18 protein-coding genes are annotated in these 16,132 nt (G+C 39.7%); 15 read left to right on the forward strand and 3 right to left on the reverse strand.

The annotated features are described in order from the left end of the window. Positions 1-81: 81 nt before the first annotated feature. The 8 genes from sufC to ACTQX6_RS02760 are packed head-to-tail and all read left to right on the forward strand — an operon-like array spanning position 82 to position 6,947. A complete protein-coding gene (gene sufC / locus ACTQX6_RS02725; RefSeq protein ID WP_117447144.1) occupies positions 82-897 on the forward strand; it encodes a Fe-S cluster assembly ATPase SufC in 816 nt (271 codons plus the stop codon). 2 nt (positions 898-899) lie between these two features. Then, positions 900-1,700, forward strand: coding sequence for a SufD family Fe-S cluster assembly protein (locus tag ACTQX6_RS02730; protein ID WP_117447143.1), 801 nt, complete (start codon positions 900-902; stop codon positions 1,698-1,700). Further along, complete coding sequence (locus ACTQX6_RS02735; RefSeq protein WP_117447142.1) at positions 1,678-2,919, forward strand: aminotransferase class V-fold PLP-dependent enzyme; 1,242 nt, start codon at positions 1,678-1,680, stop codon at positions 2,917-2,919. The genes ACTQX6_RS02730 and ACTQX6_RS02735 overlap by 23 nt, the downstream gene beginning before the upstream one ends. Before the next feature lie 13 nt (positions 2,920-2,932). Next, complete coding sequence (gene sufU, locus ACTQX6_RS02740; RefSeq protein ID WP_117447141.1) at positions 2,933-3,370, forward strand: Fe-S cluster assembly sulfur transfer protein SufU; 438 nt, start codon at positions 2,933-2,935, stop codon at positions 3,368-3,370. Further along, positions 3,370-4,773, forward strand: coding sequence for a Fe-S cluster assembly protein SufB (gene sufB / locus ACTQX6_RS02745; protein WP_117447140.1), 1,404 nt, complete (start codon positions 3,370-3,372; stop codon positions 4,771-4,773). The genes sufU and sufB overlap by 1 nt, the downstream gene beginning before the upstream one ends. Beyond that, positions 4,766-5,269: a 5-formyltetrahydrofolate cyclo-ligase gene (locus tag ACTQX6_RS02750; RefSeq protein WP_168965475.1), complete on the forward strand. Its 504-nt coding sequence runs from the start codon at positions 4,766-4,768 to the stop codon at positions 5,267-5,269. Before sufB ends, ACTQX6_RS02750 begins: the two co-directional genes overlap by 8 nt. Next, a complete protein-coding gene (locus tag ACTQX6_RS02755; protein WP_117447138.1) occupies positions 5,266-5,901 on the forward strand; it encodes a GDSL-type esterase/lipase family protein in 636 nt (211 codons plus the stop codon). The genes ACTQX6_RS02750 and ACTQX6_RS02755 overlap by 4 nt, the downstream gene beginning before the upstream one ends. Continuing rightward, on the forward strand, positions 5,898-6,947 hold the full coding sequence (locus ACTQX6_RS02760; RefSeq protein ID WP_272001249.1) for a hypothetical protein: 1,050 nt from the start codon (positions 5,898-5,900) through the stop codon (positions 6,945-6,947). Before ACTQX6_RS02755 ends, ACTQX6_RS02760 begins: the two co-directional genes overlap by 4 nt. On the opposite strand, the gene ACTQX6_RS02765 is transcribed toward ACTQX6_RS02760, so the two are convergent. Further along, on the reverse strand, positions 6,944-7,414 hold the full coding sequence (locus tag ACTQX6_RS02765; RefSeq protein WP_022789834.1) for an HD domain-containing protein: 471 nt from the start codon (positions 7,412-7,414) through the stop codon (positions 6,944-6,946). The two genes, ACTQX6_RS02760 and ACTQX6_RS02765, sit on opposite strands and share 4 nt — an antisense overlap. 63 nt (positions 7,415-7,477) lie before the next feature. Then, entirely contained in the window at positions 7,478-7,693 is a 216-nt protein-coding gene (locus ACTQX6_RS02770; protein WP_022789833.1) for a cold-shock protein, read from the reverse strand. 278 nt (positions 7,694-7,971) lie between these two features. On the opposite strand from ACTQX6_RS02770, the gene ACTQX6_RS02775 reads away from it, so the two are divergent. The 7 genes from ACTQX6_RS02775 to ACTQX6_RS02805 all read left to right on the forward strand — a co-directional run bounded on the left by ACTQX6_RS02775 (position 7,972) and on the right by ACTQX6_RS02805 (position 15,387). After that, complete coding sequence (locus ACTQX6_RS02775; protein WP_117447136.1) at positions 7,972-9,414, forward strand: leucine-rich repeat domain-containing protein; 1,443 nt, start codon at positions 7,972-7,974, stop codon at positions 9,412-9,414. A gap of 162 nt (positions 9,415-9,576) precedes the next feature. Beyond that, positions 9,577-9,756 (forward strand): hypothetical protein, encoded by a 180-nt coding sequence (locus ACTQX6_RS02780; RefSeq protein WP_117447135.1) that lies wholly within the window; start codon positions 9,577-9,579, stop codon positions 9,754-9,756. After that, on the forward strand, positions 9,740-11,335 hold the full coding sequence (locus ACTQX6_RS02785) for an ABC1 kinase family protein (RefSeq protein ID WP_117447134.1): 1,596 nt from the start codon (positions 9,740-9,742) through the stop codon (positions 11,333-11,335). The genes ACTQX6_RS02780 and ACTQX6_RS02785 overlap by 17 nt, the downstream gene beginning before the upstream one ends. Before the next feature lie 12 nt (positions 11,336-11,347). Next, the gene (gene lspA / locus ACTQX6_RS02790; protein ID WP_117447133.1) at positions 11,348-11,839 is read left to right on the forward strand and encodes a signal peptidase II; all 492 of its coding nucleotides are present in this window, start codon (positions 11,348-11,350) and stop codon (positions 11,837-11,839) included. Continuing rightward, positions 11,827-12,744, forward strand: a complete 918-nt coding sequence (locus ACTQX6_RS02795) for an RluA family pseudouridine synthase (protein WP_117447132.1) — start codon at positions 11,827-11,829, stop codon at positions 12,742-12,744. The genes lspA and ACTQX6_RS02795 overlap by 13 nt, the downstream gene beginning before the upstream one ends. Then, positions 12,741-13,250: a deoxycytidylate deaminase gene (locus tag ACTQX6_RS02800; protein WP_022789827.1), complete on the forward strand. Its 510-nt coding sequence runs from the start codon at positions 12,741-12,743 to the stop codon at positions 13,248-13,250. The genes ACTQX6_RS02795 and ACTQX6_RS02800 overlap by 4 nt, the downstream gene beginning before the upstream one ends. 313 nt (positions 13,251-13,563) lie before the next feature. After that, on the forward strand, positions 13,564-15,387 hold the full coding sequence (locus ACTQX6_RS02805; RefSeq protein ID WP_441657229.1) for a vWA domain-containing protein: 1,824 nt from the start codon (positions 13,564-13,566) through the stop codon (positions 15,385-15,387). Positions 15,388-15,506: 119 nt separating this feature from the next. Here ACTQX6_RS02805 and ACTQX6_RS02810 read toward each other — a convergent pair whose 3' ends face one another. Next, entirely contained in the window at positions 15,507-16,079 is a 573-nt protein-coding gene (locus ACTQX6_RS02810) for a hypothetical protein (protein WP_117447130.1), read from the reverse strand. Between the last annotated feature and the right edge of the window lie 53 nt (positions 16,080-16,132).

Genomic DNA, 16,132 nt, shown 5'->3' on the forward strand with positions numbered 1-16,132 from the left:
AAAGCAATGAATCTTCATAATCGTCTGAATTGAGATTTATAACCTTTTTTGTTACTATAGTACCGGAAAAGAGGAATAGATATGACAGAACTCGTTATTAAAGACTTACATGTATCTGTAGAAGATAAAGAAATATTAAAAGGACTGAATCTGACGATTCGCTCCGGGGAGCGTCATGCTCTGATGGGACCAAACGGAAATGGTAAAAGTACACTGTTGGCTGCTATCATGGGAAATCCAAAATATACAGTAACCCAAGGTTCTATTGAACTTGATGGGCAGGATGTTTTGGCGATGGAAGTGGATGAAAGAAGCAAAGCCGGTTTGTTTTTAGGGATGCAGTATCCCAGTGAAATCAGCGGTGTGACCAATTCAGATTTCCTGCGCTCCTGTATCAATGCTCGTCAGGAAAAGCCAATCAGTTTATTTAAGTTCATCAAGGAGATGGATAAAGCCATTCAGCAGCTGGAAATGAAACCGGATCTGGCACATCGTTTCTTAAACGATGGTTTTTCCGGTGGGGAAAAGAAACGAAATGAGATCGTACAGATGATGATGTTAAAGCCATCCATTGCCATGCTGGATGAAATCGATTCTGGTTTGGATGTGGATGCGTTAAAGATCGTAAGTGAAGCCATCAATCAATGCCAGAAAGAAACAGATATGGGGCTTTTGGTCGTATCTCACTATGCTCGCTTTTACGAATATCTGCATCCGACTCATGCGCATGTCTTAGTCGATGGACAAATCGTTGTATCGGGTGATCAAGAGCTGATTGATAAGATTGACAAAGAAGGATATGAATGGCTGGAAACCGAATACCATGTATCCGCCAGAAAGGAAGAAACAAAAAAACGACCTACCAGTATCGGACTTTGCGGAGCTAAAAGAGGATAATTATGGAAAAGGTTTACGAAAAGGAATTTAACGAAACGATTTATTTTGATCAGGATGAAAAGGCCACGATCACGATTCAGAAAACCGGTTCGTTACTAATGGTCCTTCGCAAAGGAATTTCCAGTTTAAAGCTGCATCTAAAGCTGGAAGCCGACAGTCAATCTAAGATCCTTTTATATAATCAGAGTGCCTCGACACTTTCTGTTGATCTGGAAGTAGAGGTCAAAAAAGATGCCAAGAGTGAAATTGGCTTTCTGGATATGGAAGAAAGTGACGTAACGTTTAAACAAAAGGCGTTTTTAAAAGAATCTGGCGCTGATATTAAGTTGATGAGTGCTCAATTGGGACAGGCGGACACTACAAAATTAAACGATATTGAAATTCTTCATGAAGCGTCACATACATTTGGTTATATGGAAAATTTCTCTGTACTTTTCGATCGTGCGCATTATGAAATGGTGGCCAATGGTAATATTCAAAAGGGATGTTACGGATCACAATCGCATCAGACAACACGTGTCTTGACATTGGGAAAAGATCATAAAGCGCAGGTCATACCGTTGTTGTTGATCGATGAAAACGACGTCAAGGCATCTCATGCTCAAACGATCGGACAACCGGATGAAGAACAGTTATACTATCTAAAATCACGCGGACTTTCGCAGCGTCAGGCAATGGGCCTTTTAAGCGTTGGATATCTGCTGCCGATTCTGGAGCTGGTCAGTGATGAAGCAACCAAAGAAAAGATGCGTGAAGAAATGGAAAGCAAGGTGGGATTATATGGACACGGAAAGAATTCGTAAAGATTTTCCCATTCTGTCCAGGACGATGTCGGGTAAACCATTAGTCTATCTGGATAATGGAGCAACGACATTAAAGCCGCAGCCGGTGATTGATGCGGTTGTCAATTATTATACGTATTTAGGAGCCAATGCTCATCGTGGCGATTATGAGATGAGTGCTCAGGTCGATGCGGCCTATGAAGGTTGTCGAAAGAAGGTTGCGGATTATTTACACGCTGCTTCTTCCAAAGAGATCATCTTTAATTCCGGCAGTTCTGAAGGGTTAAACCAGGTAGCCCTGATGGTTTGTCAGCAGCTGTTGAAGCCTGGTGATGTGATCTTAAGTGATGAAAGTGAGCATGCCAGCAGTATTCTGCCGTGGATGCAGGCTGCAAAACAAAAGGGATGTAAGATCGAATATATTCCTTTAGATGAAGAAGGCAAGATCACGGTTGAAAACTTTAAAAAGGCCGTTCATGAAAATGTAAAAGTTGTTTGTCTGGCACAAGTATCGAACGTTTTGGGCTTTGAAGCACCCGTCAGGGAAATTGCGAAAATTGCTCATCAAAATGATATGCTTGTTGTAGTCGATGGTGCCCAGAGCACACCGCATATTGATATCGATGTACAAGATTTGGATGTCGATTTCTTTGTGTTCAGTGCGCATAAAATGTGTGGACCGACCGGTGTCGGGGTACTCTATGGCAAAAAAGCTTTGTTGGATAAACTGGAGCCTATTTATTATGGTGGTGAAAGCAATGCCCGCTTTAACAGCTGTGGTGATTTGATTTTAAAGGAAACACCTTTAAAATATGAAAGCGGAACACAGCCCATTGAAGGGGTACTAGGCTTAGGGGCTGCCATTGATTATATTCAGGCTATCGGCAAAGAAGTGATCCATGCTTACGAACTGGAATTAAAATCGTATTTTGTGCAGAAGGTTAAAGAACTGAAAACGATTCATCTTTATAACGAAAACGCACAAAGTGGAATCTGTACCTTTAACGTTTTTGATCAGGGACAGATGATTCCGGCTCAGGATGTGGCCAGCTTTTTGAACACCAAAGGAATTGCGGTACGCTCCGGTACACATTGTGCCAAGATGTTAGTGGATGTATTAAAGGTCAGCGGTACTTGCCGTGCCAGCTTTTACTTTTATAACACAAAAGAAGAAATCGATCAGTTGGTTGCCGCTTTACAGGAAGCGACATTAGAAAACTGTATCAATATATTTTTTTAGAGGAGGATGAAACATGAGTGAGATCGATCCGAATTTGTTAAGAGATATTATCATGGATCATTACCAATATCCCAGAAATCATGAACTGACAAAAGAAGAAGGATATCATTCTCGTCATATGGCCAGTGATTCTTGTATCGATGATATTACCGTACAAGCAAAATTTGATGGCGATCGCATTGAAGATGTGCGTTTTGATGGGGAAGCCTGCACGATTTCTACAGCCAGCACAAGCATTATGAGTGAACTGGTCAAAGGAAAGACAAAAGAAGAAGCCATGGAGATCATTCAGAATTATTTTGCCATGGTTGATCAGAAAGAGTATGATGAAGATCTTTTGGAAGAAGCCGTTGCGTTTCAAAATGTAGGTAAGCAGGCCAATCGTATCAATTGTGCAACGATTGGCTGGAAAGCATTGCGTGATATGATCAAAGAAAGTGAAGGTCAATAATGCCAGAAGAAAAAGAGTTAAATTTATCCAATGAATATGAATATGGCTTTCATGATGAAGATACCAGTGTATTCAAGACACAAAAAGGATTAAGTGAAGAGGTCGTTCGTACGATCTCCAAAATCAAGAAGGAACCTGAATGGATGTTGGAACTTCGCTTGAAGGCATACCATTCTTTCGTGGAACAAAAGAATCCAAAATGGGGACCGGATTTAAGCCAAATTGATTTTAATGACTATACGTACTACATCAAACCCAGTGAAAAACAGGAACAATCCTGGGATGAAGTACCGGATACGATTCGTAATACCTTTGATAAACTGGGGATTCCGGAAGCGGAACAAAAGTTTTTGGCCGGTGTCAGCACCCAGTATGAAAGTGAAGTCGTATATCACAATATGTTGGAAGAGGTAGAGGAAAAAGGTGTATTGTTCTTTGATACCGATACCGCATTGCGTGAATGTCCGGAGCTTTTCAAAAAGTACTTTGGAAAGATCGTTCCTTATACTGACAATAAATATGCGGCTTTAAATACAGCTGTATGGTCTGGTGGTTCTTTCATCTATGTGCCAAAGGGAGTATCCTTAGATAAGCCGCTACAGTCTTATTTCCGAATCAACTCGATGAGTATGGGACAGTTTGAACGCACCTTGATTATCGTGGATGAAGGTGCGGATGTTCATTATGTGGAAGGTTGTACAGCACCGATCTATTCGAAAGATTCTTTACATGCCGCTGTTGTTGAGATCTTTGTACATAAAAATGCCAAGTGTCGATACAGCACGGTACAAAACTGGTCCAACAATATCATCAACCTTGTGACCAAACGTGCCAAGGTATTTGAAAACGGACATATGGAATGGATCGATGGAAATATCGGTTCGCATATCAATATGAAGTATCCGGCTTGTATTTTGGCAGAACCTTATGCCAAAGGTACGACAGTTTCAATTGCCGTTGGCAGCAAAGGACAGAAGCAGGATGCCGGCAGCAAGATGATTCATCTGGCTCCACATACGACCAGTACGATCATTTCAAAATCTGTGGCTCGCCAGGGTGGAGAAGTGAATTATCGCGGCTGGGTCAAACATTCCAAAAACGCGCAGTATGCCAAAAGCAAAGTGGAATGTGACACCCTTATTTTAGATAAACTGTCGCGCAGTGATACGATTCCTTTAAACTTTTCTCAAAATGATACTTCACAGATCGAGCATGAGGCTACAGTCTCTAATATTTCGGAAGAACAGCTTTTCTATTTGATGAGTCGTGGACTTTCCCGGGCGCAGGCTACGGAAATGATCGTCATGGGATTCTTAGAACCATTCACCCGAGAATTACCGATGGAATATGCGGTCGAACTCAATCAGATGTTAAAGCTGGATATGAGTGATTCCATTGGGTAGAAAAGAATGTATTGAAAGACGAAAAAGTCTTTCCTGGAAACAAAGAGAAAAGAAAGAAAAGGCAATAGTCGAAAAGCTCTTGCCTTTTTTAAAAGGAAATATTGCCGCTTATGTACCGATCAAGGGAGAAGTAAACATATTTGATATCTGCTTAGAAAGTGGTACTGTCTATTTACCGAAAATGATTGAAAATTATGAATTGGAATTTATACCATATACAGGAGATCTGGTACAAGGTTCTTTTCAGACCCAAGAGCCTGTAGGAAAAGCCTGTGATCCCAATGATCTAGATGTGATCATCGTACCTATGGTCAGCTTTTGCGGATTGCATCGAAAAGGGTATGGAAAAGGGTATTATGATCGCTATCTGCAAAAGACAAACGCATTGAAGATCGGGGTAGCCTTTGATGTACAGGAAGAAGAATTTGAATCGCAGCCACATGATATAGATATGGATATTTTGATTACAGAATCAAAGCTTTGGAGGAAAGAATGATGCGAATCTTATTTTATGGAGACAGCAATACATGGGGATATAATGCGCAGACAGGGATGCGCTATGCGAATCGTTTTACCAAACAGATTCAAAAAGCATTTCCGGAAGATGAAATTCTGGAAGAAGGACTCTGCGGCCGCACACTTTGTCACAGTGATCCTTACAGTCTGGAAGAAAGAAACGGATCTAAAACCATTTCCATGGTCTTAAAAACACATGAACCTTTAGATCTGGTCGTCATTCTTTTGGGAACCAACGATGCCAAAAGAGTCTATGGAACCAATGCCTTAACTTCTCTGGAAAAGGGAATGGATCTCTTTATGCATGAAGCTATGGACCCGGATAACTTTAAACGTTCTATTCAAACACCTCGTTTCTTAATGGTAACGCCACCGAAGCTGCATAAAGAATATGCTTCCTGTATGCGTACAAGAATTCATTTTGGACAGGAGGGGTATGAAATGTTAGAACAGTCTGCCATGCCTTTAAAAAAGATGGCCGATAAATGGCAATGTGATTTTTTAGACTTGGAGGACATACGAGCCGGTAAACTGGATGCCATTCATTTGGATGAAGAAGGGCATTGTCAGGTTGCCGAAAAGCTGATCAAAAAGTTAGGAGAATATCGATGAGTGCACGAAAAAACGCAATAGAGTTCTGGAAAGAATTTGAAAAAGTGGAACATTCCATTCGAGATTTATTAAATCGTGAAAACTATGAAGAATGTATGAAACTGGTGGAGCCACTCGATAGCTATGCCTATGAAAGCTTTGGCTGCCATTTCTTTGTGGATAATGCGTATGGTGATTATGAGCTGACATGGGATACCGGCCCCAACAAGACGACACAGTATCTGGCGGCCATGGTTTGTCAAATGGCTCCGAAAGCCATCAAAAAATCGTGGATCTTAAATGCCTGTTTGCCGCCTTTATCACAAAAAGCCATCCAGGCACAGGTGCAGATCAAAGATCAAATTTATACTTTAACCGATTTCATGTTGTTTTATACGGCAGATGAAACACAACAGTCCTGGCATTGCGAAGTGTATTGCCCTGGTTTTTCTTTGATCACGAATACCGAAAATAAAAAAGAGATGTCCATGTATTTGTTGGAACTGGCTTTAGGTCAGTGTGCTTATGAAGCCTATATCGGCAGCGTTGACTTTTTGGATGCCCCTAAAATGGATGAATCGTTTTGTAACTTGGTGGATGCTTATGAGAAATTGATGGATCATGTCGAAACAAAGGGTTGGAAGACATACCAGTCACCGTTAGAGATTTACAGTGTTTTTCAACCGATACAAGATTTTGCCCATGATGCATTGCGCAAGGATATGAAATTTATTTTTACGACCCATCCTTTACTGATCGAAGAAACGTTGGAGGAGCAAACTGATGTGCTCAAAGATCTGGAGGTCAAGCAGGGCGAATTTGATTATATCTACTATAACAATCTTTTCAATACTCGTGAGGATGCATTATTTCGTCAGGAGCTTTCAAAACAGTTTGATCAGGCCTTCCAAAAGAGCGAGTGTGCCCGCGTGATCGGAGGCGCTATCGGTAAAAGCTATTCGTATATCGATTGCATCGTTTTTGATGTTCATCGTTTTCAAAGCACTCTAGACCAAATAAAAAAGCAGCTGGATTCAAAAGTAAAGCTGCATGTTCAAAAGTTTTAGTTATTGATATCGGCCAGTGCATCAATCAGTCGCTGGCGTGCGATGCCGGTCAATGGTTTGTTGGGATCTTCCAGAAAACGAGCCAGAATATCGGCATCTTTTAATAATTCGCATAAAGGAGAGTCAAAAATCTCCTTTTTGGAATGTTGGGCAATCGCAAAACAAATATCATCAACCTCATACACCTTAAACTCCTTGGCTTGGGTTAAATATTGGTGGGCGTGCAGACTGGAAAGTCTTGCGTGTTCACTATGAGCACAATTGTCGATATATTGTGCATAATCATGAAATAAAGCGGCAATTTTAGCCTTTTCCAAAGCACTGCTTCTGGAGATTGCCAATAAGGTGATACAAGAATCTACCATGGCGGTATGAGTCAAAGCTGCAATCCGTAAAGGTTCGTTGTTGATCTTGGCAAACTGTTCATATACATAGGCTTTTGCCTTTTCATATCGTTGTAGTTCCATGTTTCTATTATACACTATTGAAAACATAAAAAAAACGCACCGTGTGCGCTTTTTTAGACAAGACTATTCAGCGTTGTCTTCTGCAACAGTTACATTACTGGCTTGTTTTCCACGGTCGCTTTCGATGATGTCGTAAGTAACTGTCTGACCCTCGTCAAGAGTTTTAAATCCTTCAGCGTTGATTGATGAGTAATGAACGAAAACGTCTTTTCCATCTTCACCGGTGATGAATCCATACCCTTTTTCGGCATTAAACCATTTTACTTTACCTGTGTTCATGAATACCTCCTGAATCACTATCTTCTGTTGTTAACTGGGGTATGCCGTATTCATACTCGCAATCACTCAAGACGATATTGTGATTAACCGGTTCCATTGTAACACTCTTAGACCAATTTGTCCATTTTTAAAGGGGACAACGGCTTTTGTACAAGGCTGGATACAATGGATTTATGAATGTAAAAATTCGGTAAGGAAAGTGGATTTTCTTTGTTTTTGATAGCACATCTTCTTTGTTTTGTTGTATTATTAAAGTGACAGATTGAGAGGGTTTTAGTATGTTGATCAAGGATGATGTATTACGACAAGTAACCGCACGTACTTTGCGTGTAAAAGAAGAAGATTTAACACCGGAAGTTATGTTAGAGCTGACCCATCTGGAAGCGCCGGATTATGAAATAAAAAGCCTGGAAGGACTGGAATATGCCGAAAATCTCGTTGTACTCAATGTTTCTAATAACCTGCTGGAAGAGTTGGATCCGATCCGTGACTTGAGAAACCTGGAGGTTTTGGATGTATCTCGAAATCAGCTTCGTGATCTGCAGGCTCTGCACGGTTTTCGACAGTTAAAGCGATTAAATTTGAGTCGAAATAAATTATATACCATGGATATAAGCAGTATTGCGGCCATGATCGATCTGGAATACTTGAATTTGGAACGAGCCAAAGTAGATAGTCTGGAGTATTTGGAACGCTGTAAGAAGCTGGAAGAAGTATATATCAATACCGAAAACGGGCCGTTTAGTTTTGCGATCTTAGGTTCTTTGAAAAAGTTGAAAAAACTGCATATGGCCGGTATGCGTCTATTCAATATTCAGGATCTTTCCTACTTGGAAAATATTGAAGAATTGGATCTATCTACAAATTTGATGAGCGATATTTCACCATTGATGCTGATGAAAAATTTAAAGCGATTGAACTTGTCCAATTGTCCATATATTCATAATTACGATGTTTTAAAGGAATTCCCGAATTTGACATCGATCAATATTGCGTTTAATAAAGCCGATGATTTTGGTTTCTTAAAAGATTTGATTCATTGTGAATCTTTACATCTGCAGCAGACAGGTTTTACAGATCTGACACTTTTAAATAAAATGAAAGGTTTAAAACGCCTGAATGTTTCTAAAAACGAGATCAGGAACATGGATCGCTTTAAAGCCGTAGAAGAGTTGGAAATCTTTAAAGCACAATTCTGTCAGCTGGAAAACATCAAATTTTTAAGAAAAGCTACTAAGCTTGTTTATCTGGATCTTTATACAAATCGAATCAAGGATATCTCCATATTGAAAAATATGAAGAACATGGTCAACTTAAATGTGGGACGAAATGAGATCAAAGACATCACATGTCTAAAAGACATGAAGCAGCTGCAGATCTTATCGCTTGAAAATAACGATGTCAAAGATTTGACACCATTAAAGGATCTTGAGGATTTGTGTAATGTCGATCTCTACAACAATGTGATTTCCAATCTAAAACCATTAGAGCATTTAGGCTTCATCTCCTATTTGCGACTGGATCACAATGCGATTACGGATCTTACACCACTTGCTCATTTGAAGTTCTTGCGATCTTTGACGCTAAAGGCCAATTACATCACAGATGTCACACCACTAAAAGATTTACAGTTATTAGAGGCCTTGCGTTTGGATGATAATCCAATCGAAGATACCAGCGTTCTGGAAAGTATGGAATTTTATAATAAGTTTACGGACTAGGGAAATCCCCTGGTCTTTTTTTGTCAATATTACGAAAAAGAAAGGTTTTGTTTAAAAAAAGTTAAGAAATATAAGGTATTCTATAAATGTCTTAGTCATGGATTCTTATACATTTGTAAAAACGAATATAAAATATGTTAAAATAAAAATGAGGTATTAATAATGAAGATACAGGATCCAAACTGGGAAAAATTACTTATTGAAAATTTTGATTTCAGCAGTAAATGTTTAAAAAATGCGATTGGTCAATCTGTAAAGTGGATGTGCTCATGGCTGCATACGGAAACCGTAACCAATATGCCGTTACATCGAAAGAAGGATACGCATGAAAAGCACGAGTAAGATTTCAACACGCGCACGTTTCATGCAGATTTTGCGTATCTTACGAAAGTATCAGATTCGCAAGGGAATGGATCCTGTTAAATTTCGAAGGATATTGGAAGATTTAGGACCCACATTTGTCAAGATTGGGCAGATCATGTCCACCAGGCAGGACATGTTTTCGGAGCGCTACTGCAAAGAGTTGATGAAGCTGCGTTCTCGGGTTACGCCGATGTCCTTTGATACGGTCAAGGAACAAATCGAGAAGTCGTATCATAAACCTATGTCGGAAGTGTTTTCCTCGTTTGAACCGATTCCGTTAGGTTCTGCCTCGATAGCTCAGGTTCATGAGGCTACCTTACGCGATGGTACACGTGTTGTGGCTAAGGTACAACGTCCATACATTTATGAATGGATGGAACGTGATGTCGGCTTGTTAAGAAAGGCAATTCGTGTCTTAAATTTAAGCGATATCGTCAGCAGTGTTGTGGATCTAAATATAGTGATCGATGAATTCTGGACGGCAGCTAAACAGGAAATGGATTTTACCAATGAAGCTGCCTTTGCCAAACGATTTCGCAAGACATACGAGGATTGTAACTTTATTGATGCACCGCAGATCATCGATGCGTTTACGACAAAAGAAGTCCTGGTCATGGAGTACATCGACGGGTATGAGATCAACGATGTGCATACTTTAGAAAAAGAAGGGTATGATGTTAAGGAAATTGCAGATAAATTAGCGTATAATTATATTTCGCAGATCATCGAGCATGGTTTTTTTCATGCCGATCCGCACTCTGGAAATATTCGAATCCGTCAGGATAAGATTGTCTGGATCGATTTTGGCATGATGGGAATCTTGGAAAATCGGGATCGTCAGATTATGAAACAAGCTATTCGTGCTTTAGCTTTAGGTGATGTTGCCAATGTAGTGGATTCCATTCTTGCGATCGGTATTGTACAAAAGGAAATTGATTACATTGCGTTTACCAATGCGATCGAATCGTTCATGGCGCAATATATGAGTGAGTCTTTTGCGGATATGGATCTGGCAAAAATGGTGCAGGATATCTTTACCATCTGTCATCAGTTTCGTATTGGACTACCCAAAGGAATCTCCATGCTTGCCCGCAGTATGATGACGATGAATGGAACTTTGATCGATCTGGATCCAACTACCAGTATGGCAAAGATCGTCAGTCAGCATAAGGCGACGTTAACGCAGATCGATCCTTCAAAAGAGATTCAGAAAACGATCAAGCGTAGCATAGAAGGACTTAGCCGGAGTCTGGATCTTCCTGTGCAGACCAGTGATGTGCTCAAGTTGATTCAGCATGGTCAGATCAAAGTGAATTTGAATTTGATGGGCAGTGATGCACCGATTGCCAAAATTGATCGTATGGTCAATCGACTGATTGTCTGTATCTTGATTGCGGCTTTATTAGTGGGATCCTGCCTGATCTGTACCACGGATATGGAACCGCATATCATGGGTATTCCGGCTATTGGATTTTTTATGTTACTGATTGCTTTGGTCATGAGCATTTGGCTGTTTATCAAAATGTTTTTCTTACACCGAAAGAATAAAGCGTTTTAAAGGAAGGAAATCATGAAAAATAAAATTATTTCAATCTGTGTTTCACTGGTGATCGTCTTTTTGACATTAGGATTGGATCAGTGGACAAAATGGGCAATTACTAAAACATTTGCGCTGCATGAACGAATGGAGATCATTTCTCATTTCTTTTCGTTGACTTATGTACAAAATACCGGAGCCGGCTTCAGTCTTTTCGAAGATTTTGGTATTCTGTTTTTTGCCCTGTTGACGATTGCGGCTCTTGTGATAATCATCTACATGTTTATTCGCAGTAGTGATGTTCGCGCTCAGTTATGCCTGGCTCTTGTGTTTTCCGGTGCTTTAGGGAATTTTATCGATCGCCTGCGGTTTGGCTATGTGCGTGACTTTTTGAGTTTTCGTATATTCGGCTGGGATTTCCCCGTTTTCAATATTGCGGATATATGTATTACTGTAGGCTTTGGTTGTTTGATCGCATGCATGATTTATGATGAAGTACAGGAGAGAAAACGATGGAGAACATAGTTTATACAATTGATGAAAAGAATCAGGGATGTCGTCTTGATAAATTTGTTTCCACCACGATGGAATTGTCAAGGAAACGTGTCAGGGACCTTTTAGATCAAAACTATATTCAAGTGAATGGAAAAGTCGAGAAGGCAAGCTATTCTCTTCAAATACAAGATCAGGTATCCATCACTTTACCACCGTTACAGGAAGTGACAATAGAGCCGGAAGCGATGAATCTGGATATTCTTTATGAGGATTCGGATCTTTTGGTGATCAATAAGCCCAAAGGATTGGTCGTACATCCGGCTCCCGGACATACATCCAATACTTTGGTCAACGGCTTACTCTATCATTGCAAGGATCTTAGCGGAATCAACGGAGAAATGCGCCCTGGTATCGTGCATCGAATCGATAAGGATACCAGTGGCCTTTTGATCGTTTGTAAAAACGATAAAGCTCATCAGGCTATTTCTCAACAGCTATCCGATAAGACGTGTCACAGAGATTATCTTGCGATCGTACATCATCCTTTTTCGCATTCTCATGGTACGATCAATGCACCGATCGGACGGGATGAAAAGGACAGACAGAAAATGGCGGTGACAGCCAAAAACTCCAAAGATGCTGTTACGCATTTTACGGTATTGAAAAACTTTAAGGATTTTGCGTATATTCGCTGTTCTTTAGAGACAGGAAGGACACACCAGATTCGTGTACATATGCAGTATATTGGACATCCGATTGCCGGTGATCCAAAATATAGTTATAAAAAGACATTGGATACCAACGGACAGCTCTTGCATGCCTGCCATATCGAATTTATACATCCGACTACAAAGGAAAAGATGGCCTTTGATGCACCGTTAGATCCAACATTCAAAGAAATTTTAGGACGTTTAGAAAGGGAAGAATCTGTATGAAACGATCAAATGTATTAAGCTGGGATCAATATTTTATGGCCATGGCACATTTGAGTGCCAAACGAAGCAAAGATCCTAACACACAAGTGGGAGCTTGTATTGTCAATGCACAAAAACGAGTTGTTGGCTTAGGCTACAACGGCTTTCCCAAAGGCTGTGACGACGATGAATTTCCATGGGAAAGAGATGGCGAATTTTTAAAGACAAAATATCCGTATGTAGTGCATGCCGAACTGAATGCGATCTTAAACAGCATTCAAGATTTAAATGGCTGTACGATCTATGTTTCGTTATTTCCATGTAATGAATGTGCCAAAGCCATCATTCAATCCGGTATTCGTTGTGTTGTCTATGAGAGTGATAAATACAATGGAACGGATGAAAACATTGCGAGTAAAAGGATGTTTCGTGATGCCGGTGTAGAACTGGTACAGTTAACCTATGAAACAAGTGTAGATGTTCAAGTTAATCGATCGATGACAGAAGCAAAAGATGCCGCAGACTAGTTTGCGGTATTTTTTTTTGGATTCCAAAATTAGATGGAAGTTGCATCAATTAAACATTCATATAACGTGAGAAGAATCCTTTCTCATGTTTTTATTTAGGCTTCTCCAGGTCGATCTTTCTTCTCTGATTTGACAAATAAATGATTAAAGTTACATAAATCTATATACAAATATCAATGCAAAGGAAGGGCTCGACTTTTTATGTGGCAATAAGTGTTGTAAATTAGTTTAAACTTTGATAGAAAAAAGTTATTGACTTATAATGAAGGGGAGGGTTATGATTCAGTTATGTACGGAGAAAGAGGTTAGAAATATGAAAAAGTACGTTAAATTATTTTTCACTCTGATGGTTTGTTTTACATTGAGTTTCTCTTTGTATTCCGCCGTATCGGCTCAGGAAAAGCCGACTGTTACGGATGATTCCGAAACCGTTGTCGAGGAAATCCCGGAAGATCCGACATTAACGGATGAACCAGAAGAAACTACAGAAATCACAACACCAGAGGAAACAGAACCTTCTACAGAAGAGACAACTGCCCTTTCTGAAGAAGAAAACAATAACGAGGAGGAAGCGACGACTGAAGAGGAAGAGTCTTCTGATCCCAAAACGAACACAGGAACACCGGTTCCAGGTATTGGAAATGTAAAGTATGCGATTTCTAAATCAAAAACCGCAATACAGCTGGACGAAAACTTTGAAACAAAAGTAACTTTGTCTTTACCTGCTGGTGAAGAAAAACTTGCCACGGATATTGTGTTTGTGTTAGACAAATCTACCAGTGCTGAAATAGAAGCACAGGCTTTAAATATGCTAACCGATTTACAAAACACAGCACAAACTACAGGTGCGGATATTAATGTCGGTGTAGTGATTTTTAATCAACAAGCCAATACAACCGGGTTCCATGATTTAGCTACCGATTATTCTGTGATTGAATCCGAAATCAAACAAGATATTTCTTCAGGAACGAATACACATGCTGGTTTGTTGGCGGCAGAACAGATGTTAAGTGGTGATACTGCTGTTGCCGATAGTCGTAAATATATGATTTTTGTCAGTGACGGAATTACTTATATGTACAACGAAACACCTACTGCCATTGGATTAGAAAATGCAGATAAAACGAATGTTTTCGCAGGGCCGGATAACTGGGCCACAAAATATGGTTCAAATGCAGCACCTTCAGAAGGCTGGAACCAGTATTTAGGCAATGTGGCAGCGCAGTATGAAGCAGATGGCGGTGCCTATGAACATGCTTATGGGGTTGCGTATGATACGACTACATACATTTCCTATGATGAAAAAGTAAATCATGCGATGTCTGTGGATGTGGCTCTTTTGAAAACCTATCAGACATACCAAGCTTTGGCAAGCAAATATCATTGTTATGCGATGACTGCCGGTACTTCTTCCGGCGGGGAATATACATGGGGACCAAGCTTTATGAATTTCTTAGCCAACGGCGAAACGTATAGCTTTGATTCTATTAAAAATGATATTTATTATCTAGTTGATGCCGGTTCTACTGTAACGGATTATATTGGCTATACAGAAGATTATAACTTTGACTTTATCAATGACGCGGAAGCTCTATCATTAAAAGTGGGTGACCAAACTTATCAAGCGGTTGAAACGGCAGAAAATACGTATTCTTTTGCCGAGGGTAATTATGTTGTAGCTTATGAACCAGGCGATATGGCCAATGGTGAGATGTTTACATTGACCACAAATGTTCCAATTTCTCAATTTGAACCTGTTCAGTTGACTTATACATTAAAATTGACAAATCCAAAAACAGAACCAGGAACATATGGACAATACGATGCCAATGGAAGCTTGGGATATGAAGGCTTATATACAAATAATTCTGCCATTTTGTATCCGGTAGATACGAATGGACAGAAAGGAGAACCTGAAGAATTCCAGAAACCAACCGTTTCTTATACAGTGGAAGCGGAACCGGAAAAACCAACAACAGATGAAGAAACTCCAACCAAACCAGATAAAAAAGATCCAGAAAAGAATAAGGGAGCTGATACAGCTGCCCAAACTAATATCGGATTGATGTTATCACTGGCAAGCATGGCTGTTACGGGGGCTTTCATACTCGTCATTCTCAATAAGAAAAGAGCATAGATTATAGATTATCGATTTGAAATATCTAAATGAATCTCAAAAAGAAGGAAATCAAGGTGTGATTTCCTTCTTTTATTATCTATCACGTATAAGAAACGAATAATATATCTATGCTTCTATTAGGATATATTTTCTATGGAAACTACGAAATCAGTGAATAGATAATACTTTAATTGAATCGTTTCCCCTGGTAAAGTGAGTTGTCCTTTTTGAAGTGGAAAATTTCTTAATAGGGCAGCCGTCAGTTTGTAACTTTGAGGGTTTTGATGTTGGTCCTGTCCCTGGATCTCAAAGCGTGAAAAATCATTATTATGGGATAATTGTGCATTATAGAGAACTACAGTTTGCGGAGCGTTCAAGTAGAAAAGATCAAGAGCTGGCAAGACTCCTTTCGTGAAACCAACCCAAGTTCCTACTAGGATCACGCATATACATAAGGAAGAATGAAATACTTTTTTAACTTTTGTATAGGCGATATCTTTTTGAATTTGGATGATCTTAACAAAGGTGCTGACAATAAACAGTATGGCAACAGGTAGTGCCGCTCCTATTGCTAAAAAGTGAAATAGAATCTCTGTATCAATTTCCTGCGGTAGCGATTTTCTCAAAAAGAAACCAAATATGCAGAATATCACATAATAAACACAAATGAAGGTAGCTGTTCTTTTTAATAGGGATGGTTTAGGCTTCATAATTTTCTCCATTTTTTTATGCTTTAATTGTATCAAAACAAAAATGAAGCCAG

It is taken from the genome of Faecalicoccus sp. LCP19S3_E2 (assembly GCF_052121255.1).
GTDB lineage: Bacteria > Bacillota_I > Bacilli_A > Erysipelotrichales > Erysipelotrichaceae > Faecalicoccus.